The 21080-nt window shown below is 61.7% G+C and carries 21 protein-coding genes; 11 read left to right on the top strand and 10 right to left on the bottom strand.

Annotation, left to right across the window (positions count from 1 at the left end; translation table 11 throughout):
• Nucleotides 1-8: 8 nt before the first annotated feature.
• From dnaA to mutM, 4 genes are all read right to left on the bottom strand, one after another.
• Entirely contained in the window at nt 9-1574 is a 1566-nt protein-coding gene (dnaA, locus tag MOV61_RS07475) for a chromosomal replication initiator protein DnaA (protein WP_151040492.1), read from the bottom strand.
• An 859-nt stretch (nt 1575-2433) separates the two neighbouring features.
• Entirely contained in the window at nt 2434-2700 is a 267-nt protein-coding gene (rpsT, locus tag MOV61_RS07480) for a 30S ribosomal protein S20 (RefSeq protein ID WP_038548594.1), read from the bottom strand.
• A 191-nt stretch (nt 2701-2891) separates the two neighbouring features.
• Nucleotides 2892-3665 (bottom strand): enoyl-CoA hydratase, encoded by a 774-nt coding sequence (locus MOV61_RS07485; RefSeq protein ID WP_247136127.1) that lies wholly within the window; start codon nt 3663-3665, stop codon nt 2892-2894.
• Nucleotides 3666-3720: 55 nt separating this feature from the next.
• Entirely contained in the window at nt 3721-4599 is an 879-nt protein-coding gene (gene mutM, locus MOV61_RS07490) for a bifunctional DNA-formamidopyrimidine glycosylase/DNA-(apurinic or apyrimidinic site) lyase (RefSeq protein ID WP_247136128.1), read from the bottom strand.
• 151 nt (nt 4600-4750) lie between these two features.
• On the opposite strand from mutM, the gene ubiE reads away from it, so the two are divergent.
• From ubiE to MOV61_RS07510, 4 genes are all read left to right on the top strand, one after another.
• The gene (gene ubiE / locus MOV61_RS07495; protein WP_046627918.1) at nt 4751-5527 is read left to right on the top strand and encodes a bifunctional demethylmenaquinone methyltransferase/2-methoxy-6-polyprenyl-1,4-benzoquinol methylase UbiE; all 777 of its coding nucleotides are present in this window, start codon (nt 4751-4753) and stop codon (nt 5525-5527) included.
• A gap of 4 nt (nt 5528-5531) precedes the next feature.
• On the top strand, nt 5532-7094 hold the full coding sequence (ubiB, locus tag MOV61_RS07500; protein WP_038548582.1) for a 2-polyprenylphenol 6-hydroxylase: 1563 nt from the start codon (nt 5532-5534) through the stop codon (nt 7092-7094).
• A 148-nt stretch (nt 7095-7242) separates the two neighbouring features.
• Nucleotides 7243-8580, top strand: a complete 1338-nt coding sequence (locus MOV61_RS07505) for a hypothetical protein (RefSeq protein WP_247136129.1) — start codon at nt 7243-7245, stop codon at nt 8578-8580.
• Nucleotides 8567-9343, top strand: a complete 777-nt coding sequence (locus MOV61_RS07510) for a hypothetical protein (protein ID WP_247136130.1) — start codon at nt 8567-8569, stop codon at nt 9341-9343. The genes MOV61_RS07505 and MOV61_RS07510 overlap by 14 nt, the downstream gene beginning before the upstream one ends.
• A 27-nt stretch (nt 9344-9370) precedes the next feature.
• Here the strand turns inward: MOV61_RS07510 and MOV61_RS07515 are convergent, their stop codons facing one another.
• Together MOV61_RS07515 and MOV61_RS07520 are read right to left on the bottom strand one after the other, a co-directional pair.
• Nucleotides 9371-9931, bottom strand: coding sequence for a glyoxalase superfamily protein (locus tag MOV61_RS07515; RefSeq protein ID WP_247136131.1), 561 nt, complete (start codon nt 9929-9931; stop codon nt 9371-9373).
• 222 nt (nt 9932-10153) lie between these two features.
• The gene (locus MOV61_RS07520) at nt 10154-10513 is read right to left on the bottom strand and encodes a hypothetical protein (RefSeq protein ID WP_247136132.1); all 360 of its coding nucleotides are present in this window, start codon (nt 10511-10513) and stop codon (nt 10154-10156) included.
• A gap of 128 nt (nt 10514-10641) precedes the next feature.
• Between MOV61_RS07520 and coaBC the strand changes: the two genes are divergently transcribed.
• Nucleotides 10642-11847, top strand: a complete 1206-nt coding sequence (coaBC, locus tag MOV61_RS07525; protein ID WP_247136133.1) for a bifunctional phosphopantothenoylcysteine decarboxylase/phosphopantothenate--cysteine ligase CoaBC — start codon at nt 10642-10644, stop codon at nt 11845-11847.
• A 3-nt stretch (nt 11848-11850) separates the two neighbouring features.
• Here the strand turns inward: coaBC and MOV61_RS07530 are convergent, their stop codons facing one another.
• A complete protein-coding gene (locus tag MOV61_RS07530; RefSeq protein WP_038548565.1) occupies nt 11851-12645 on the bottom strand; it encodes a class II glutamine amidotransferase in 795 nt (264 codons plus the stop codon).
• A gap of 194 nt (nt 12646-12839) precedes the next feature.
• Between MOV61_RS07530 and otsB the strand changes: the two genes are divergently transcribed.
• On the top strand, nt 12840-13655 hold the full coding sequence (gene otsB, locus MOV61_RS07535; protein WP_247136134.1) for a trehalose-phosphatase: 816 nt from the start codon (nt 12840-12842) through the stop codon (nt 13653-13655).
• A gap of 17 nt (nt 13656-13672) precedes the next feature.
• Nucleotides 13673-15049 (top strand): alpha,alpha-trehalose-phosphate synthase (UDP-forming), encoded by a 1377-nt coding sequence (gene otsA / locus MOV61_RS07540; RefSeq protein WP_247136135.1) that lies wholly within the window; start codon nt 13673-13675, stop codon nt 15047-15049.
• A 103-nt stretch (nt 15050-15152) separates the two neighbouring features.
• Here the strand turns inward: otsA and MOV61_RS07545 are convergent, their stop codons facing one another.
• On the bottom strand, nt 15153-15860 hold the full coding sequence (locus MOV61_RS07545) for a glutathione S-transferase family protein (RefSeq protein ID WP_247136136.1): 708 nt from the start codon (nt 15858-15860) through the stop codon (nt 15153-15155).
• Nucleotides 15861-15971: 111 nt separating this feature from the next.
• On the opposite strand from MOV61_RS07545, the gene MOV61_RS07550 reads away from it, so the two are divergent.
• Together MOV61_RS07550 and MOV61_RS07555 are read left to right on the top strand one after the other, a co-directional pair.
• The gene (locus MOV61_RS07550) at nt 15972-16865 is read left to right on the top strand and encodes a LysR substrate-binding domain-containing protein (protein WP_247136137.1); all 894 of its coding nucleotides are present in this window, start codon (nt 15972-15974) and stop codon (nt 16863-16865) included.
• A 62-nt stretch (nt 16866-16927) separates the two neighbouring features.
• Nucleotides 16928-17872, top strand: coding sequence for a threonine/serine dehydratase (locus tag MOV61_RS07555; protein ID WP_247136138.1), 945 nt, complete (start codon nt 16928-16930; stop codon nt 17870-17872).
• On the opposite strand, the gene MOV61_RS07560 is transcribed toward MOV61_RS07555, so the two are convergent.
• Nucleotides 17873-18400, bottom strand: coding sequence for an Lrp/AsnC family transcriptional regulator (locus MOV61_RS07560; protein WP_247136139.1), 528 nt, complete (start codon nt 18398-18400; stop codon nt 17873-17875).
• A gap of 81 nt (nt 18401-18481) precedes the next feature.
• On the opposite strand from MOV61_RS07560, the gene MOV61_RS07565 reads away from it, so the two are divergent.
• Nucleotides 18482-18868, top strand: coding sequence for a RidA family protein (locus MOV61_RS07565; RefSeq protein ID WP_247136140.1), 387 nt, complete (start codon nt 18482-18484; stop codon nt 18866-18868).
• A 6-nt stretch (nt 18869-18874) separates the two neighbouring features.
• Here the strand turns inward: MOV61_RS07565 and MOV61_RS07570 are convergent, their stop codons facing one another.
• Nucleotides 18875-20458: a peptide chain release factor 3 gene (locus MOV61_RS07570; RefSeq protein WP_247136141.1), complete on the bottom strand. Its 1584-nt coding sequence runs from the start codon at nt 20456-20458 to the stop codon at nt 18875-18877.
• Nucleotides 20459-20556: 98 nt separating this feature from the next.
• Here MOV61_RS07570 and dut point away from each other — a divergent pair, with 98 nt between their 5' ends.
• A complete protein-coding gene (dut, locus tag MOV61_RS07575) occupies nt 20557-21027 on the top strand; it encodes a dUTP diphosphatase (RefSeq protein ID WP_247136163.1) in 471 nt (156 codons plus the stop codon).
• Nucleotides 21028-21080: the final 53 nt, after the last annotated feature.

Consider the following 21080-nt stretch of genomic DNA (forward strand, 5'->3'; position numbering starts at 1 on the left):
CATGGATTTTAAGCGTTGTTCTCGTTGATCAGCCGTTTCAGCAGTTCTACCTCGTGGCTGAGCTTCGTGTCACCCGAAATCAGCTCCTCGATCTTGCGGACGGCATGCAGGACGGTCGTGTGGTCCCTGCCGCCGAAACGACGCCCGATCTCCGGGAAGGAGCGCGGCGTCAGCGTCTTCGACAGATACATGGCGATCTGGCGCGGCTTGACGATGACGCGGGTGCGGCGGTTCGAGACCAGTTCCTGGCGCGACACATTATAATGGCGGGCGACGATGCGCTGGATGTCCTCGATGCGGACGCGCTTGGCCTCGCCGGCACCCACCAAATGGGCGAGCAGTTCATCGACACGCTCGATCGAAAGGGAGGGCTCGAAGGAACGGCGGAACAGGAGCTGATTGAACGCGCCTTCCAGTTCGCGACCGCTGGCGGTGACATTTCTCGCCACGTGGCTGAGGATTTCCGCCGGGATATCCAGCGACGGATCGTCCTGGCGGGCAGTCGCCAGGCGGCCCTTGATCATTTCGAGACGCATCTCGTAATCCGGCGCTTCGACTTCGATCGCCACACCACCCTGCAGACGTGAACGAACGCGCGGATCGAGCGATTCCAGCTCCCAGGGCGCACGGTCGGCGGCAACCACCACCTGCTTGGCGCTGTCGAGCAGCATGTTCAGGAGATGGCAGAACTCGTTCTGGATCATCTTGCCCTGCAGGAACTGCATGTCGTCGATGATCAGCAGATCGATATTGCGAAGCGAGTCCTTTAGCGTCAGTGCATCATTGTCACGGATCGCGGTCGCGAAACGCCACATGAAATATTCCGCCGTCAGGTAGACGACCCGCGGCATGCGCTCGCTGCCGACCGCCGCATTGGCGATCGCCTGCAGAAGATGCGTCTTGCCAAGGCCGACGCCGGAATGAATGAACAGCGGATTGAAACGGACCGCGCTGGCGCCAGCTTCGGCGATCGTCTTGGCGGCAGCAAGCGCTACCCGGTTCGACGGACCTTCCACGAACGTATCAAAGGTAAAGCGGCTATCGAGCGGTGAGCCGAACAGCGGGCCTGGAACGTGGGCCGAACGGGCAGGAGAAGCCGACGGCGACGGGAAAGCGGCAATCTTGCCGATCTCGCGGGGAGCCTGAGAGCGCGGGAAGGAGGTTGCGACGACGGGCTCCGGCGCAAGAGTGCGCTCTTCACCTGCCACAAGTACCTTGGTGTTGCGGCTTGCGCTGCGCACCAGGATTTCCACCTTCAGGATCTCCGCGTCTTCCGCCTGGAATATGGTGGTGATCTGATCGAGGTAGCGATTGTTGATCCAGGATTTCAGAAAAGTGGTCGGAACCGTGAGCCGAACAACGCTCTTCGAAACGGAATGCAGCTTCAGGCGTCCGAACCAGCTCGCATAAACATCCTGGCCGACCTGTGCCTTCAAACGCGTGCTAAACCGCTCAAAAAGAGCATTATGCTTCATCTCCGTCGTTTCCCCTGCCGCCTGGGAGCAACTTGAATCAAATCCTTGCCGTGCGTGGTCCCCATTACCTGCACGGGCCGATATAGTATTCATATGCATAATTCGCCGCCTTCCAAATCTAGTAGCCTGGCGGTTCTCGTTAACGCCGCCAGAACAAACATCGTTTCAAGGCATAGCAAAACCATTCCCAATCATTGAGAACCGTCGCCGCCCGTCCCCTTTTTTTAAAACTCTCTCTCGTCCTCGCAGCCGATCAAAAGTCCCGCCCAGCCCGCCTCGTGAACGGTCTGCGCTTGCAGGAGCCACCCCACATATACGAACGCTCTCATCCTCATCATGAGCCGTCCGAACTCTTCCACCTCCTTGGTCCGGATACAGGACCCGGATTCGCATTGACAAAGACCGACCGCTTCCGGAAATGCCAATTTCCGGACCACAACCGATGGTTATCAGGAAAACGGGAGAATTTATCCCCGTTGCAAAGGGCAAAAGCCTGCTTCCCGTCCTTCACTTTGACGGTTATCGGCAGCCTCTGAAGTAATCCCCGCGCCCCTTGCTGAAGGGCATTTAGGCAGGATCAAATGCCAAGATCAATGATGAATTTTACGCAAAATTAAGAGCCGGGCGTTGACTCCGCGAGCGTGATTTGAATGTCACAGAGGCATTCATGGAGAATCGCTGTTGAATCAATGGGATTCAAAAAGGACATACATTCTGAACGATTGTTCACAGAAAAAATAAAAATGTTCTTGACTCGATCCGAGGGCATTTGATGGCCCCCAAAGTCACCTACAGACTCATAGACCTCCAGTAAGCATTTGATATTTAAGTCTATTTTCTGTCACGCCGATGACACGAAATTGTTAATGAGCCGGATAAATATAAGGAGGCCTGAGAGAATCACAAAAAGCCCAGTCGGAACGACCAGGCTTCATTATGATACAGTTTGTGAAATTAATTAGGCCGAAAGGGCCTTCACACGTGCAGCAAGACGGGACACCTTGCGGGATGCCGTGTTGCTGTGAAGCACGCCCTTGGTGGCGGCGCGCTGGATTTCCGGCTGGGCAGCCTTGAGGGCTTCGGCAGCAACGGCCACATCGCCGGAAGCGATGGCTTCCTCGACTTTACGGATGAAGCCGCGAACGCGCGAGCGGCGGGACTTGTTGACTGCAGTACGGCGAGCGATCTTGCGGGTCGCTTTTTTCGCCGAAGTTGTATTGGCCATTTCATGCCTCTCTACGAATTCGAACCAAACTCCGCCGTTGCCGCGCCGGTCCTTGCGACCATCAATCCAGCAATTCGGGAGCAATAGAGGAAGCCATGATCAGGCTTTCCCAACTGTGGGCGGGCATATAACCGGAATACCCGCCCCAGTCAACGCGCATTTTGGTGGATGACCATCCGCTGTTGCACGATTTATCGGTTGGAGAACTGCGGCTTGCGCTTTTCCACGAAGGCCGCCATGCCTTCCTTCTGGTCGGCGGTCGCAAACAAGGAATGGAAAAGCCGCCGTTCGAAACGCAGCCCTTCGGCAAGCGTGCCCTCGAAGGAACGGTTGACGGCCTCCTTTGCCATCAGCACCGCGGCGCGCGGGAAGGAGGCGATCTTTGCGGCCGCCTCGACTGCCTCGTCGATCAACCGCTCCGGCGAAACGATGCGCGACACGAGCCCTGCCCGCTCCGCTTCCGCCACGTCCATCATCCGGCCGGTCATCACCATGTCCATCGCCTTCGCCTTGCCGACCGCTCGGGTCAGTCGCTGCGAACCGCCCATGCCGGGAATGACGCCGAGCGTGATCTCCGGCTGGCCGAACTTCGCGGTTTCCGAGGCGATGATGAAATCGCACATCATGGCGAGCTCACAACCACCGCCGAGCGCAAAACCGGAGACGGCGGCAATCATCGGCTTGCGGGTCGCGGCGATTGCCTCCCAGCCGGAGATGAAGTCGTTCACATACGCTTCGACGAAATCGATGCCCTGCATTTCCTTGATATCGGCGCCGGCGGCAAAGGCCTTTTCCGAGCCGGTGAGCACAATTGCGCCGATCGCCTCGTCCTTGCCGAATGCGAAAAGCGCCTCCGTCAATTCGGCCATGACGGTCGAATTCAGAGCGTTCAGCGCCTTCGGCCGATTGAGGGTGATGAGCGCGACGGCGCCCCGGGTTTCGGTCAACAGGGTTTCATAGCTCATCGAATGTCTCCTCTTCTGCTCTGTGTCTCTGGGCAGCGGTTATTTTTGGCGGCGGTTATTTTTGGCAGGCCGGGCAATAGAATGTGGAGCGGCCCGCCTGGGTGATGCGCGCGACGGTACCGCCGCAGCCCGGCGTGCGGCAAGCGCCGCCTTCCCGGTCGTAGACGGAGAAGGAGTGCTGGAAATAACCGAGAGAACCATCCGTCTGGATATGGTCCCGCAGCGACGAACCTCCGGCGGCGATCGCATCGGCGATGACGTCGCGGATCGACTGATTGAGGAGGACCAGCTCCTTGTTCGGCCTGCCGGTCTTGGTAACGACACTGCCGGCCGCGCGTTTCGGCGACAGATGCGCGCGCCACAGCGCCTCGCAGACATAGATATTGCCGAGGCCAGCGATCACCGTCTGGTCGAGGAGCGCGCCCTTGAGCGGCTGGCTCTTGCCCGCCAACCTTGCCGCCAGATAGTCCGCATCGAGCGCGTTGCCGGTCGGCTCCGGCCCGAGCTCGGCAAAGGCCGGATAAAGATCGAGCTCGCTGCGCTTCCACAGCTGCATGAAGCCGAAGCGGCGCGGGTCATTATAGATGACGCGCAGCAGGCCTTCATTCTGTCTCAGATGGAAGACGACATGATCGTGTTTCTGATCTTTCGAACGCGGATGGTGGAACTCGGCGAGCGCATCGTTCTCGATCCGAAACGATCCCGACATGCCGAGATGGCTGATCACGGTGAGATCGTCCTCCAGGTCGATCAGCAGGTATTTGGCGCGCCTGCCGAGCGAGACGATGCGGCGTTCGTTGACGGCATTGGCGAAATTCTCCGGAAGCGGAAAGCGCAGGTCCGGACGGTTGAGCTCCAGCCTGGCGATCACCGCACCTTCCATTGCCGGGGCGAGACCGCGCCGGACGGTTTCCACCTCTGGCAATTCGGGCATGATTGACTAACTTCCTGTTTCAACGACATCGCGCCTGGTCTATAGACCGGACCGGATGTCGCACCCATGTAATGACACGCGCCACAGATAGCGTGGGATGAGCGATTTCGCTATGGTCGCCGACCAGAAGAGAGACGTTAGGAGTTCACCGATGACTGAAGCTCGTACCAGCGCCGACGGCGGGATGGAAACGTCCTATGGCTTCCGCAAGGTCGCCGACGGCGAGAAGCAGGGTCTCGTCAACGACGTCTTCCATAAGGTCGCCAAACGCTACGACGTGATGAACGACGTGATGTCGGCCGGCATGCACCGTGTCTGGAAGGATGCGCTGATCGCCTCGCTCAATCCGAGAAAGGACGTCGGCTATAAAACCCTGGACGTGGCAGGCGGCACGGGCGATATCGCTTTCCGCATCGTGGAGGCTTCCGACCGCAAGGCGCATGTGACCGTGCTCGACATCAACGGCTCGATGCTGGCTGTCGGGGCCGAGCGCGCTGAGAAGAAACGTCTTTCCGAAAACCTCGCCTTCGTCGAGGCCAACGCTGAGTCCCTGCCCTTCGAGGCTAACTCCTTCGACGCCTACACGATCGCCTTCGGCATCCGCAACGTGCCGCATATCGACGTGGCTCTGAAGGAGGCCTATCGCGTGCTGAAGCGCGGCGGACGGCTGCTGGTGCTGGAATTTTCAGAAGTCGAGATGCCGCTTCTCGAGCGCTTCTACGAGGAATGGTCGTTCAAGGCGATCCCGCGCTTCGGAAAGATGATCACCGGCGAGGCGGAGCCCTATCAATATCTGGTGGAATCGATCCGGAAATTTCCGAACCAGGAGAATTTCGCCGCGATGATCCGCAATGCGGGTTTTTCGCGCGTCACCTACACCAATTATACCGGCGGCATCGCGGCGCTGCATTCCGGCTGGAAACTCTGAACGCATGAGCACGATCGGCGCTTATTTCCGGCTTGCCCGCGTCGGCTGGGTTCTGGTGCGCGAGGGCGTGGTATCGGCACTGCCGACCCAGGACATGCCGCCCTCCGTCGGCCTCATCAAGGCTCTGGTGGAGCCCCTGGCGCGGTTCCGCTCCAAAACGCAGGCGCGCAGCGAGCGCCTGACCCGAGCCGTCGACCGGTTGGGGCCTTCCTATGTCAAGATTGGCCAGTTCCTTGCGACCCGTCCGGATGTGGTGGGCGTCGACTGGGCCGTCGATCTCGCCATGCTGCAGGACCGGATGGCCTTCTTCCCGACCGCGATTGCGAAAGCGGCGGTCGAGGCATCGCTCGGCCGAACGATCGGCGATCTCTATTCTTCCTTCGACGAACCGATCGCCGCGGCCTCGATCGCCCAGGTCCATCCCGGCGTCGTCAATGACAGGAAAGTGGCCATCAAGGTGGTGCGCCCGGGCGTGCGCCAGCGCTTCGCCCATGACATCGAAAGCATGTATCTCCTGGCGCGTATGCAGGAACGCTTCATGCGCTCCAGCCGGCGCTTAAGGCCCATCGAGGTGACGCGGACGCTCGAACAGACCACCAAGGTGGAAATGGACCTGCGTCTGGAGGCCGCGGCGCTTTCGGAGATTGCCGAGAATACCAAGGAGGATCCCGGGTTCCGAGTGCCGTTGGTCGACTGGGAACGCACCGGCCGCGACGTTATCACCATGGAATGGATCGACGGCGTCAAGATGTCGGATGTTGCGGCTCTTCGCGCCGCCGGCCACAATCTCGAAAAGCTCGCCGAGGTGCTGATCCAGTCCTTCCTGCGCCACACGCTGCGGGACGGCTTTTTCCATGCGGACATGCATCCCGGCAATCTGTTCGTCGACACCGCCGGCACGGTCGTCGCCGTCGACATGGGCATTGTCGGGCGATTGGGCAAAAAAGAGCGTCGCTTCCTCGCCGAAATCCTCTACGGCTTCATCACCCGCGACTATCTGCGCGTCGCGGAAGTGCATTTCGAAGCGGGCTATGTACCCGCCCATCACGACGTGGCGAGCTTCGCCCAGGCGATCCGCGCAATCGGCGAACCGATCCACGGCCAGCCGGCCGAAACGATCTCGATGGCGCGGCTCCTGGCGCTGCTCTTCGAGGTGACCGACCTGTTCGAGATGCAGACCCGCACCGAACTGATCCTGCTGCAGAAGACCATGGTCGTGGTCGAGGGCGTGTCGCGCATGCTCGATCCGCGCTTCAACATGTGGAAGGCTTCAGAACCGGTCGTCGGCCAATGGATCCGCGACAATCTCGGGCCGAAACGCATCGTCTCGGACCTGCGCGACGGGGTGAAAGCCGCCGTCAAGCTCGCCGAAGCCCTGCCGGAGATCGCCGCCAAGACGGAGACGCTACACCAGGAACTCGTCTATATGAGCGAGCACGGCCTGCGCTTCGATCCTGAGACCACAGAGGCCATCGGCAAGTCGGAGGCGCGACACAATCGTTCGGGACGCGTCGCGCTGTGGATCATCGCGCTGTCGCTGCTTTATATTGCCTTCACGCTCAGCTGAGCTTTGCCGGGCCACGTAGTGATGCAAAAACCCTGCTCCACAAGGGTTTTCGCCATAGTGTAACTCCAAAGCGGCCTTTATTCCGCCGAGTTCTCATCCTCTGTTAAGGAATACATTCCTTTTGGAATTCGCCTTTCGGAGACAGTTCATGGCGCTAGGCGCAACTCAACGCTTGCATGACGGCGTCGCGGCCGTCGAGACGATGACCCGTTTCGCGCTCGCCGTGCTGGCGCTCGCCTCCGGCGTCTATACCTATCTCGGGGCACGCAGCATTCTCGACGGGTCGCCGACGGCCGTGTTCTTTGCAGCGGTCATCTACTCCGCCTCGGTCTCGGTCGGCATCTATGCCTTCTGGTCCTATATGGCCCGGTTCTACCCGCATGTGACGAGCCGTGGCGGCCGCACCGCCATGCTCGGCGTCATGGCGGTCGGTGCTGCGATGATCCTTGCCATGTCGAGCTGGCTGAATGCGGCGGCGCTTGCCGGTTCCGCTGCCGTGGAGCAGCATCTTTCCGAGACGGTCGAGGACTATACCGCGGATCTCGACCGCGCCCACCAGAACGCACTCGCGGCCCAAAACCTGCTGCCGGATATCCAGCGCGCGTCCGAACGTTTCGCCCAGCTCGCGGGGGTCGAGCGCCAGTCCGGTTCGCTCACCGGCACGACCGGATCGGGGAGCGTCGTGCAGCTTCTCAGCCAGATGTCGGCGCAGATGAAGTCGCTTACAGCCAACATCGATGCCTCGCGCGAGCAGGTGGACGGCCTCTTCGCCCAGGGCCAGAAACGGCTTGAGACAATGCGTTCGCTGGTTTCCGCGCCGGGCACGATCGAGCCGCGCGCCGACCAGTTTTTCACCGAAGCCGTGGCGCTGACCGGCGTCATCACCTCGCTCGCGCAGACCTCGATCGCACCGTCGATCCGTCGCGCGGCGGACGACCTGTCGCTCGGCTTCATCGCGCCGGTTCCGGATGGCGGCGCTGCCGATCTCGTCAACCGGCAAAACCAGGTGATGGACACCGTCCGCACCTCGGTCACCGCGCAATCCAAGGCGCTTGCCAAGGCTGCCGACGAAATCCTCGCCCGGCCGCCGGTGCAGGAGCGTCGTTTCGTGCCGATGTCTTCCGCCGAAGCCGTGCTGAATTATGCGCAGGATTTCATTCCCGCCTGGGCCGGCGCTATTTCCATCGACCTGCTGCCTGGCGTGATGGTGTTCATCCTGGCCGTCGTGCATGGCGCTATCCGCCGCCAGGAAGAAAACCTGCCCTTCGCCGAACGGATCACGGCTGCCGAGCTTCTCAGGGCGCTGGAAGTGCAGCGAGCCGTTACCGCCGGCGGCGTCACTGTCGAACAGGCCGTTTCCAAAGCAGACGCGAAGAGCGAAACACCAACGGCAAATCCGGAATCGTCGCCGGAGACCGAGCCGAACAACATCACCGCCATCGACCTCAAGTCGCGCAGCCGGGACCGGACGCATGAGGATCGGTGAGGCGATCAGCAAACTCGACGAAGGCGTGCTGATGCGCGCCGCCTTCTACATGCTGCTCTCGGCCGCGGCGGTGTTCCTCGTCGTCGATATTCGCGACATGACGGTGATGAACGCCGCCTTGCCCGGCTTCGATCCGATGCACGAGGACCAGCCCGTGCTGCCGCCGGCGCTGACCGAAGGCGTGCCCGCAGCACCGCCGGTGCAGCCCGCCAGCCCCAAGGAAGTGCTGCGCAAGCCGATCACCTTCGAGCTCACCACAGGCGGCGTGCTGCTCGCCGAAGGGACGATCGACCGGGGCGCCGCCGCCCGCTTCTCCAAGGAGATCGAGACCCGCGGAGAATATGTGAAGACGGTGACGCTCAACTCCCCCGGCGGCTCGGTGGAGGATGCGCTTGCCATGTCGAAGCTGATCCGCGACAGGAAGCTCGACACGAAGGTAGCGTCGAAAGCGCTCTGCGCTTCGTCCTGCCCGATCGTATTTGCCGGCGGCGTCGGGCGATTGGCGGAAAAGGATGCAGTGATCGGCGTGCACCAGGTGTTCAACGGAGCCAAGGACCGGCCTTCGGCGGAACAGGCGATGTCCGCCGCGCAGGCGACCACCGCGCGGGTCGCACGGCATCTCGACCAGATGGGAATTGGCGCGGGCCTCTGGATCCATGCGCTCGAAACGCCGCCGGACCGGCTCTATTATCTGACGCCGAAGGAAATGACGGATTTCAAGCTGACGACCGAGCCGCTCGCGACCGCCAGGAAGAAGATCTAGCGTCCCGTCGGGCCTCGAGAGGCTAGGTCAGGCTTGGGGCTTGATCTCCCGCTCGCAGAAGGTGATGCGGTTGCTAAACGGGTCGGTGACCGTCACTTCCAGACCCCAATCCGCCTGTTCCAGCCCCGGCTTCATATAGGGGTAGTTCTTGCCGATCAGCTCCTGATGAAAGGCGCGCGCACCCGTCATCGGCACGAAGACCCTTGCTGCCGGCGACGCATCGCCTGCATGCTCGGAAAGGTGCATCAGCATGCCGCTTCGCGAGATCTGGCAATAAGGCGGGAAGTTTTCGCCGAAGCGATGCTCCCAGTCCACGGTAAAGCCTAAGAAATCGCGGTAGAATTCCATCGCCTTATCGACGGAGAATATCCGGAAGATCGGGATCGCCGGCTGGATCGACACCGCATCCGGCTTCCTCTGCTGCGGTTCTGCCGCGCCAATCTTTGCAGCAAGGATATTCCAGTTGTCGTAGCCGAACTGCGCTGCGACCAGTTCCAGGGCCTGGCTATGCGTCAGCTCGACCTTACGTTCGGCAAGCGCCTCGCGCAGGCTTTTCGCCATCAGTTTTGCATCGCGGAAATCGCGCATCTCATCATCCTTTCAACAGACGAACAAAGACCGGTCAGGTCCATCAATCAGCGCCCGCATTGCTGATCCGTTCGTCATCGCTGGCCGGATTGGCAAAGGATGAGAGGCGGTGGATGCGTTCACCTTAGCGCTTGAGGCGCCGCGGGCGGCTGGCCGCATCCGGCCGCAAACAGGAGTAGTGCAGTCCAGAATCTAGCGCAAGATGTCCAAACCGCCTTCGCGTCAGTGCGTGACCGGTTCCGGGAAAATCCGGCCTTCCTTCGCTTTGGCGTTCGCCTTGAAGAGAGCGCGCGTCGGACTGGTGACGACGTCGATCGCTGCTGCCGTCGCGCTCTCGATCGCCTCGCCTGCCACGCTTGCGGCAAGGGCGCGTCTGCGGCCGCTTATCTTGCCGGGCTTGCGGACATCGGCCCGCTCGTCAGTCAGGACGGCGGCGGCGGCATTGGCGCCTGCGACGAGGGCTCTCGCCAGCATCTGCCGACCGGTGCGGCTTGCCAGCATGTTGCGCAGCAGTGACGACTTGCGCACGGATTTCGGCACCTTGAACCCCGCGACCTTCTTCGGAACGATCTTCTTTTTCATGACGGCTCTCCTTTGCCGTTGAACTCCCATCGGCTGCAACTGTTCCGTGACGCCGTCAAATGGGGAAGGCAATTGCAACTTGGCGACCGAAAGCTTAGCTTCCGGCCATTCTGGTATCGGGTAACGGCATGGAACTCTCCGGCAAGCGTATTCTTCTGATCATCTCCGGCGGCATCGCGGCCTATAAAAGCCTCGATCTCATCCGCCGGCTTCGCGAGCGGGGCGCATCGGTTCGTCCGATCATGACCAAGGCGGCCCAGGAATTCATCACATCGCTCGCGGTCGGCGCGTTATCCGCCAGCCACGTCTATATCGATCTGTTTTCCCGCGAGGACGAGCAGGATGTCGGCCATATCAGGCTCGCCCGCGACAACGATCTTGTGATCGTCGCACCCGCCAGCGCCGACCTGATGGCCAAGATGGCGCATGGCCTGGCCGACGATCTGGCGAGCGCCGTGCTGCTTGCCACCGACCGCCCGGTCCTGGTCGCACCCGCCATGAACCCGAAGATGTGGGCAGCGCCCGCGACCAGGCGCAATGTTGAAACGCTGACGGCAGATGGTATCCATTTCATAGGCCCTATGGCCGGTGAGATGGCCGAAAGCAACGAGAGCGGCACCGGCCGCATGGCCGAGCCGCTGGAAATCGTCGCGGCAGCGGTCAAACTGCTGGACGGCGCACCGAAACCGCTGACCGGCAAAAAGGCGATCGTCACATCCGGCCCGACGCACGAGCCGATCGACCCGGTGCGTTATATCGCCAACCGCTCCTCCGGCCGCCAGGGCCATGCGATCGCCGCGGCACTCGCAAAGCTCGGCGCGGATGTGACACTCGTCTCCGGACCGGTCACCATACCTGATCCTGTCGGCGTGAAGACCGTACATGTGGAACGCGCCGAGGAAATGCTGGAAGCGGTGATTTCCCGGCTGCCGGCCGATATCGCCGTCATGGTGGCGGCGGTCGCCGACTGGCGCGTCGCCTCGTCGGCCGGCCAGAAGATCAAGAAGCAGCCGGGCGAGGCCCCGCCTCCCCTGTTGCTGACCGAAAACCCGGACATCCTGAAGACCGTGGGTCATCACGAAAAGCGGCCGAAGCTGGTGGTCGGCTTTGCCGCCGAGACCCAGGACGTCGAAAAGAACGGCCGCTCGAAGCTGGAGCGCAAGGGCGCCGACCTGATCGTTGCCAACGACGTGTCGCCGGAAACCGGCATCATGGGCGGCACCCGCAACCGGGTGAAGATCATCAGCGCCAAAGGCGTCGACGAATGGCCCGAGCTTGACAAGGACGAGGTGGCAGAGCGCCTTGCGGCACTGATCGCCTCGAAGCTCGGGTAGATCTCAAGCCGCTTCCGAGAGCGCCTTCGGCCGGAAGAGCGTGGCCTGCAGGCCATCGGCACCAACCACGACGGCGCTGCCGTCCGGGATTTCCACCCAGGTATCGACTTCATCGTTGAGCGGCTCGGAAACAAGGCAATAACCCGTCTTGCCGCCCATCGGTGCCGCGTAGAGCGTCGGCGGTTTATGGTCGGTAGCGTAACGCACCGCATAAAGTTCGCGGCCGTTGGAATAGGCGGCGGTGAAGCGCACCAACGCCTCGCCCGATTTTTCCAGAGACAGGTCCTCGACCGTGGCGATCGCCTTTTCCATGGCCTGGAAGGGATCGGTATCCAGGCCGAATTGCAGGGCGAGCAGGAAGAGAAGCTCGGAATCGGTCGTGCCGTTGCGGGCTTCGAACAGCGCGTCCGAAAGCATGCCCTCCATATGCCGGCGGATGCGCTCGAAGCCGGAGATCTGGCCATTGTGCATGAACGACCAGTGGCCCTGGACGAAAGGGTGGCAGTTGTCGCGCCGCGTCGCGCCATTGGTTGCCGCCCGCACATGGGCGAGGAAGAGCGGCGAACGGATCTGCCGCGCCAGGCTCTTCAGATTGCAGTCGGACCAGGCAGGCAGGATGTCGCGGTAACGGCCCGGTTCCGGCCGGTCTCCATACCAGGCAATTCCGAAACCATCACCATTCGTCGCGGTCTTGGCGCGGGTGGCGCAATGAGACTGCTCGATCAGGGAATGCGCCGGTGAGGATACGAGTTCTTCGAGATAAAGAGGTTCGCCGCGATAGGCTGCCCAACGACACATGGGTATTTCTGCTCCGACGTTGCCGCCCGTCCGCGGCCTGAAAATCCAAGAATTTCAGGGTCTCTACAAAGGCTTAATGAAACATGAATTCAATGGTTACATGCCAGCTTCTTGCTAAAGAATGTATCACTTTTTGCGACAGAGCGTGATCTTTCGAGGTTGCCGCCGGAGTTTGGCGGCCTAGATAGAGGCTCATGTCGCGTAAAGAACAGCCGAGCCCAGCTACTGCAGAAGCGCCCCTTCCGGGGGATCCCGTTCTCGCCAGGCTGATGCTCGAACCGGAGCGATGGGCGCTGTTTCTCGATATCGACGGCACGCTGATTGAGCTTGCCGAGACCCCGGACGCGATCGTCGTACCGCCGGATCTGACCGAGAACCTGCATCGTCTTTCCATGAGGCTTGGCGGCGCGCTGGCGCTGGTCACAGGCCGGGCTCTTCCCTATGCCGACCAGCTTTTCACCCCGTATAAATTCCCGATCGCAGGCCTGCACGGCTCGGAGCGCCGCGATCCCTCCGGGGCGATCAGCCGTGTCGAGATCGGTGCCGCGTTCGAGGATCTGAAGGCGGCTCTTGTCCGCGAAGCCCGTCAGTGGCCGGGCGTTCTGGTGGAGGACAAGGGGGCGGCCGTCGCCGCCCATTATCGCCAGGCGCCGAAGCAACGCGAAGCGGTCGAGGCGGCCATGCCCCGCTACCTCGATATGGCAGGACCCGACTTCACGCTCCAGCACGGCAAGATGGTGATGGAGATCAGGCCGGCCCAGGCGAGCAAGGGCCACGCATTGCAGGCCTTTCTCGATCAACCGCCCTTCAAGGGCCGCAAGCCGATCGCGATCGGCGACGACGTGACCGACGAGGCGATGTTCCGCACCGCCAACCAACTCGGCGGCCATTCCATCCGCATCACCGAGACGCCGGGTGACACGGAAGCCAAATCCACCCTCCCCTCGGCCGCTGCCTTGCGCGCGGCAATCAAAGCGCTCGCGAGTGGCGTCAAGCCCGACGCCGCGTGAGCTGAAAGGACAATATCTTGAGCCGACTTGTCGTCGTTTCGAACCGTGTCTCCCTGCCGCAGAAGAGCGGCGATGCTCCAGCCGGCGGGCTGGCTGTCGCGCTGCAGGCCGCTCTGGAGGAGCACGGCGGCATCTGGATGGGATGGTCCGGCAAATCCAGCGGCGCGAAGGAGCCGGCGCCGCTCGACATGCAGCAGCACGGCAACATCACCTATGCGCTCACCGATCTCACCAAGACGGACGTCGAGGAATATTACCACGGGTTTGCCAACCGGGTGCTCTGGCCGATCTGTCATTACCGGATGGATCTTGCGGAATATGGACGAAAGGAGATGGCCGGGTACTTCCGCGTCAACCGCTTCATCGCCCATAAATTGGCACCGCTCATAGAGGACGATGACGTCATCTGGGTACACGACTATCACCTGATCCCGCTTGCCGCAGAACTGCGCCAGATGGGCCTCAAGAACAAGATCGGCTTCTTCCTGCACATTCCTTGGCCGCCAGCGGACGTGCTCTTCACCATGCCTGTCCACGAGGAGATCATGAAGGGGCTGTCGTATTACGATCTTGTCGGGTTCCAGACAGACCATGACCTTGCCAATTTCGTCGGCGGGCTCGTGCGAGAGGGCATCGGTGACGCACTCGAGGGCGGGAAACTGACCTCCTATGGGCGCACCTTCAAGGGCGGCTACTACCCGATCAGCATCGAGACGGCGATGTTTGCGGAATATGCGAAGAAGGCCGCGAGCAACGTCATCGTGCGCAAGGCCAAGCAGAGCATCGAAGGGCGGGACCTGATCATCGGCGTCGACCGGCTGGATTATTCGAAGGGCATCACCCAGCGGATCGATGCCTTCGAACACTTCGTCAAATCCAACCCGGCCCATCATAACCGCGTAACCTATCTACAGATCACGCCGAAATCCCGCTCCGAAGTACCGGAATACGAGCAGATGCAGCGCATGGTGGCCGAGCAGGCAGGCCGCGTGAACGGTGCGATCGGCACGGTCGACTGGGTGCCGATCCGCTATATCAACCGCTCGATCGGCCGGCCCGTTCTGGCAGGCCTTTATCGGCTCGCCAAAATCGGGCTCGTCACGCCGCTTCGCGACGGCATGAACCTGGTCGCCAAGGAATATGTGGCGGCCCAAGATCCGGACAACCCGGGCGTTCTGGTGCTGTCGCGCTTCGCGGGTGCTGCGCGGGAACTGCGTGGGGCGCTGCTGGTCAATCCCTATGACATCGAAGGCACGGCAAACGCGATCGCGCGCGGCATCAACATGCCGATTGAAGAGCGCAAGGAGCGCTGGGGCCGGATGATGGAGCATCTCCTCGAATACGACGTGACACGCTGGTGCGACGACTTCCTCAAGGACCTCACCGCGGCGTAAGTTCGTTGAACCCCTAAGGATCAAATCCGAGTATCATTTCAGACAAGCGCCTCAGGTCGCAGCGCCCACCAGGGACGCCACGACTGCGCATGGATATCGGCGATCACGCCGCCTGCTTCAAAGACCCGAGCGCTTCATCGAGGCTCACATGGCCAAGGAACTGGCCGCTCGTCCGCGCCTCTTCCTGATATTCGATGGCCCAGGCGAACTGCACCGCCGGGTCCTGCTGCAGGCGCTCGTAAAGCGCGTTGAGCGCCGGAAACTGCGTCCGGTCGACGACCCTGTGGAAATCGTTCCAGCGAGCGATGCCGGCGAAATAGGCGTCCGCAAAGCTCTTCTCGTCGCCGAGCAGCCATTCGTGGCCGCCAAGGAGCTTTTCGAGCTGCGCATGCGTCTTTTCGACCTTGGCGATACCATAGGTGCGAAGTGCCTGGTTGGCCTGCGGGTCGAGTTCATGCTCCGCTGTGTGCCAGAGCGGGCCGAAGGCGTTGAAGAAAGCGGTATTGAGGAAGGCCAGCATCTGGTTCATCCGGTCGAATTTTTCCGACTTCGAATCGAAACCCCAGCCCTTGCCCACCGTGCGCGCGGCGATGTGATTGAGGATCGCCATGCTTTCGCTCATTACCCGGCCGTCCGGCAGCATCAGCGACGGTGTTTCGCCGATCGGATTGACCGGCTTGTAGACGTCGCTCGAAACCACGCTTGGCATTTCGATCCGGCATAGCCGATATGGCGCGCCGGTCCATTCGAGCGCGACGATCGAGCCGAAGGAACATCCTTCCGGTACGCCGTAAAACAGGATCGGTGTCATTTTCATACTCCTTGGATTGAAATTTTGAGGCCCCGGCAATATGAATTTGTGGACGCTGGCGCGGTAGACACCAATTTTCCGCCTTTAAGTCTACAGATATGGAAGCTGAGAATGACTTTGCCCAACCTCAACGATCTCTATTTCTTCGTGCAGGCAGTGGAGCATGGCGGCTTTTCCGCGGCAGGCCGCCGGCTCGGCGTGCCGAAATCCACCGTCAGCAAACGCGTGGCGGAACTCGAGGACCGGCTCGGCGTGCGGCTGATCCAGCGGACATCCCGCAGTTTCTCGCTGACCGACCTCGGCCGGGATTTCTTCCGGCACGCCCAGGCATCGGTGATCGAGGCGGAGATGGCGGAAACCATCGTTCGCACCCACCTCGGCGAACCGAGCGGCATCGTGCGGATGACGGCCGCAGTGCCGACCGCGCAATTCGTACTCGCCGATCATCTTGCCGAGCTTTCGACACGTTATCCGAAGCTGCATCTTTCGCTGCATGTCAGCGACCGGTTCGTCGATATCGTTCAGGAAGGTTTTGACATCGCGGTACGCAGCCACCAGGCGCCGCTGCCGGATTCGACACTTCTGCAGAAGAAGCTCGCGGTGCACTCTTTCTTCGTCGTCGCCTCACCGGATTATGTTCGCATCCATGGCGAGCCCTTGCAGCCGGAAGATCTCGCCGGACACAGGGCGGTCACTGCCGGCCCGACGGATACGGTCTGGAAGCTGGCCTCCGAGGATGGCGAAGCGGTTGTGGTGACACCTCAATCTGTGCTTTCCGCCGACGAGCCGATGGTGATCATGAAGGCGACGATGACAGGCCTTGGCCTGGCCTGCCTGCCGACGTCCGTCTGCCGCGAGGCGCTTGCCGAGGGCAGGCTGATCCGCCTGTTGCCCGATTGGACCGCCGGCAGCATCACCACGACGATCCTGATGCCGCATCGACGCGGGCAGCTTCCGGCCGTGCGCGCCGTGGTCGACTTTCTCAGCGAACGGATAGGCGCCTAAAGGGACTTTTCTTTCGGCGTCTTGGCGGCTACCCATGGCCGTTCCATTCCCAAGAGGCCATCATGTCGATCGAACATACCGTCACGCCCGAACGTATCGCGGAAACCGAAACGCTCATCCGTCCGCATATCCGCCGCACGCCGGTGATGCGCGTCGACATGCGGGATTTCGGCGGGGCACCGCTGCCGGTCGACCTGAAGCTCGAGCTGCTGCAGCATTCCGGTTCGTTCAAGGCGCGCGGCGCCTTCACCAACCTTTTGACGCGCAATGTCCCGGCAGCAGGCGTCGTCGCCGCGTCCGGCGGCAATCACGGAGCGGCCGTCGCCTACGCAGCGATGAAGCTCGGCATTCCGGCGCATATTTTCGTGCCGAGCGTGGCCTCGCAGGCGAAGATCGACCTCATTCGTTCCTATGGCGCGGAACTGGTGGTCGGCGGCGATCGCTACAATGATGCATTGGCCGCGAGCCAGACCTATGTGGCGACGAGCGGGGCAATCGCCGCCCATGCCTATGACCAGGTGGAAACCCTGCTCGGCCAGGGCACGCTCGGCAAGGAGATCGAGGACGACCTGCCGGAGATGACGACGCTGCTGGTCGCTGTCGGCGGTGGCGGGCTGATCGGCGGCATCGCCTCCTGGTTCCAGGGTCGGGTGAAGATCGTCGCGGTGGAATCCGACGGCGCGCCGACCCTTTACGAAGCCTTCAAGGCGGGTCACCCGGTGGATGCGCCGGCCGGCGGCATCGCGGCGGATTCGCTGGCGCCAAAGCAGGTCGGCGAACTGATGTTCCCCGTTGCCCAGAAATTCCTCCAGCCGCCGATCCTGGTGACCGACGATGAGATCCTCGCCGCTCAGAAGGCACTGTGGGCCAGCGCCCGTATCGTTGCCGAACCCGGCGGCGCTGCGGCCTTCGCCGCCCTGCTTTCCGGCAAATATGTTCCCAGCCCCGACGAACGCGTCTGCGTGCTGGTCTGCGGTTCCAACACGACGGCGGTCAAGTTCGGTTGATCATTCCGGCGGCAGAGGCACGTTCGGCCAGTCCGTCGTGACCTCCGCCTGAACCGGCCGGTCTAGATAAGTTGAAAGTGCGATGTAGCTGCGGGTACCGCGCACGCCGGGCAGCGAATGGATCTGGCCGAGCAGGAATTCGAGCGCCTGCGGATTTTCCATCCGCACCTTGAGGATCACGCTCGCATCGCCGGCAACGGAATGCAGTTCCTCCACTTCCGGGAAACGGGCGATCTGCATGAGCCGCTCACTCTTGCCCCAGCCTGCCGCCTCCACATGCACGAAGGCAGTGAGAGGCTTGCCGACCGCCGTGCCATCCAGCCGCGCCACCGTATCGCGGATCACGCCCGAGCGCTTCAATCGCTTGACGCGCTCGTGCACCGCTGGCGGTGACAGACCCACTGTTTCTCCCAGCGCCGCATAGCTCCGGTCCGCATCGGCAGCGAGTGCTGCTAATATCCTTCGGTCAAAAGCGTCGAGCGGGGCAGGCCCCCGCCGCTTCGGCTGAACATCTTTCGTATTTTCCATTTCATCGCCTTTTCAGCTTTTCTGCCGAATAGTATTCGGCAAAGATGCGGCATTGCCATACGAAATTCCAGAGGAACCACGATGAAGATGATCGCCCGCAACCCGCAGGATGGCGTCTACGCCGCGACGCCGGACTATGTGCATGCCATGGAAGTGTGCAGCCCCGACCGCTTTCTTTTCGTCAGCGGCACGATGGGCCTCGACGGGAATGGAGCGGCGGGCGCCGACCTGGAAACCCAACTCCGCCTGATCTGGTCGAACCTCAACCGGATTCTTGCCGAAGCGCGGATGACTGCGGACAACATCGTGCGGCTGACCAGCTATCTGCGGCATGCCTCCTATGTGGAGGCGAACCAGAATGCGCGGCTTTTAGCACTCGGCGGCCGCCCTGTGCCGACGACCGCCATCGTCGTCGAGACCCTGCGCGACGACTGGCTGGTGGAGATCGAGATCATTGCCGCGGCGTGAGCAGTCTCACGCCGCCTTGGCCACCTGATATTCCTTGATCGCGACCATCTTGATGGCCGGATGACGCTCCGACTCGTAGCGCAGCGAGAAGCTGTCCTGCGCCAGGAAAACCGGATCGCCATCGAGATCGCGGGCGATATCGCCGCGCTTTACCGTCAGGAACTTGTCGAGATCGGCCTGATGATCGGCCGAGATCCAGCGGCAGATCGAGAACCGCGACATTTCGAAGGAGACCGGCAGGCCGTATTCGCCCTGCAGCCGTTCCTTCAACACGTCGAGCTGCAGCGCGCCGACGACGCCGACGATGGCGGGCGAGCCGTCTTCCGGCGAGAATAGCTGCACGACGCCCTCTTCCGCCATCTGCTGCAGCGCTTCCTTGAGCTTCTTTGCCTTCATGGCATCCTCCAGCCGCACGCGGCGGAGGATTTCCGGCGAGAAGTTCGGTACGCCCTGGAACACCAGGTGTTCCCCTTCGGTCAGCGTATCGCCGATGCGCAAAGTGCCGTGGTTCGGGATGCCGACCACATCGCCCGCATAGGCGGTATCGGCCAACTGGCGCTGGGATGCGAAGAAGAACTGCGGCGCCGTCAGCCCGAGCTGCTTGCCCGTGCGCGACAGCCGCGCCTTCATGCCACGCTCCAGCTTGCCCGAGCAGATGCGCGCAAACGCGATACGGTCGCGGTGGTTCGGGTCCATGTTCGCCTGGATCTTGAAGACGAAGGCCGTCATCTTGTCGTCGGTCGCGTGCACGGTGCGGATGTCGGCCACCTGGTCTCGCGGCGGAGGGGCGAAATCGCCCAGCGCGTCGATGAGATCGCGCACGCCGAAATTCCGCAAAGCCGAACCGAAGAAGACCGGCGTCATGTGGCCTTCGAGGAAAGCCTTGCGGTCGAACGGCCGGCAGGCCTCGATCGCCAGTTCGGTCTCCTCGACGAAGGCGGCGCGTTCGTTTTCCGGCAGGCGGTCGGCAACGCTCTGGGGTCCGTTGACAGGCGTCGCCTTGACGTCCGTATCCGAGCCGCGAACCGTGTTGTCCGCCAGGTTATAGGAACCGCAAAAACTCTTCGAACGGCCGATCGGCCAGGTGATCGGAGCGGTATCGAGCGCCAGCTTTTCCTCGACCTCGTCGAGGATCTCGAAGGGATCGCGGCTTTCGCGGTCCATCTTGTTGATGAAGGTGATGATCGGAATATCGCGCATGCGGCACACTTCGAACAATTTTAGCGTCCGAGGCTCGATGCCTTTTGCGGCGTCGATGACCATGACCGCGGCATCCACCGCCGTCAGCGTGCGATAGGTGTCGTCCGCGAAGTCTTCATGGCCGGGCGTATCGAGAATATTGAAGACGTTGCCGTCATATTCGAAGGTCATCACCGAGGTGACGACCGAGATGCCGCGTTCGCGCTCGATCTTCATCCAGTCGGACCGGGTCTGAATACGGTCCCTCTTCGCCTTCACCTCACCGGCGAGCTGGATCGCGCCGCCGAACAGCAGCAGTTTTTCGGTCAGCGTCGTCTTGCCCGCGTCCGGATGGGCAATAATTGCGAATGTGCGGCGGCGGGAAACCGCCTCGGCAATCGTTTCGGGCATTTTTTCTAGATCCTTTACGTTGCCGCGTATCTAACGACTCCGTGGATAACTTTCAATTCGTGTTTGACCGGAGCGACCGTGGGTCGACAAATGACATGATGAACATTCACGCTCCCTCCTCGCCGAAGCTCAATCTCGTCCGCCTCCCGCACGGCGCCGGCCTCGATCTGCCGGCCTATGAAACCGCCGGCGCTGCCGGCATGGACCTGCGCGCCGCCGTCGAGGACGACATGCCGCTGACAATCGCACCCGGCAAAAGGGCACTGGTGCCGACTGGCTTCATTTTCGAAATACCGGAAGGGTTCGAGGCGCAGGTGCGGCCGCGGTCCGGACTTGCCTTCAAGAACGGCATCACCTGTCTCAACACGCCGGGCACGATCGACAGCGATTATCGCGGCGAGGTGAAGGTGCTGTTGATCAATCTCGGCGACGAGGATTTCATCATCACCCGCGGCATGCGGATCGCGCAGATGGTGATCGCGCCGGTGATACGGGCTCGGGTAACCGAGATTACGGAAACCTCGACGACGGCACGCGGTGCCGGTGGCTTCGGCTCGACCGGTCTTTGAACGCAAAGGCGTTTTCGTTCCCGACCACTTCCGGGAACAAAATTTCCATTTCT

This window comes from Neorhizobium sp. BETTINA12A (assembly GCF_023006485.1).
GTDB lineage: Bacteria > Pseudomonadota > Alphaproteobacteria > Rhizobiales > Rhizobiaceae > Neorhizobium.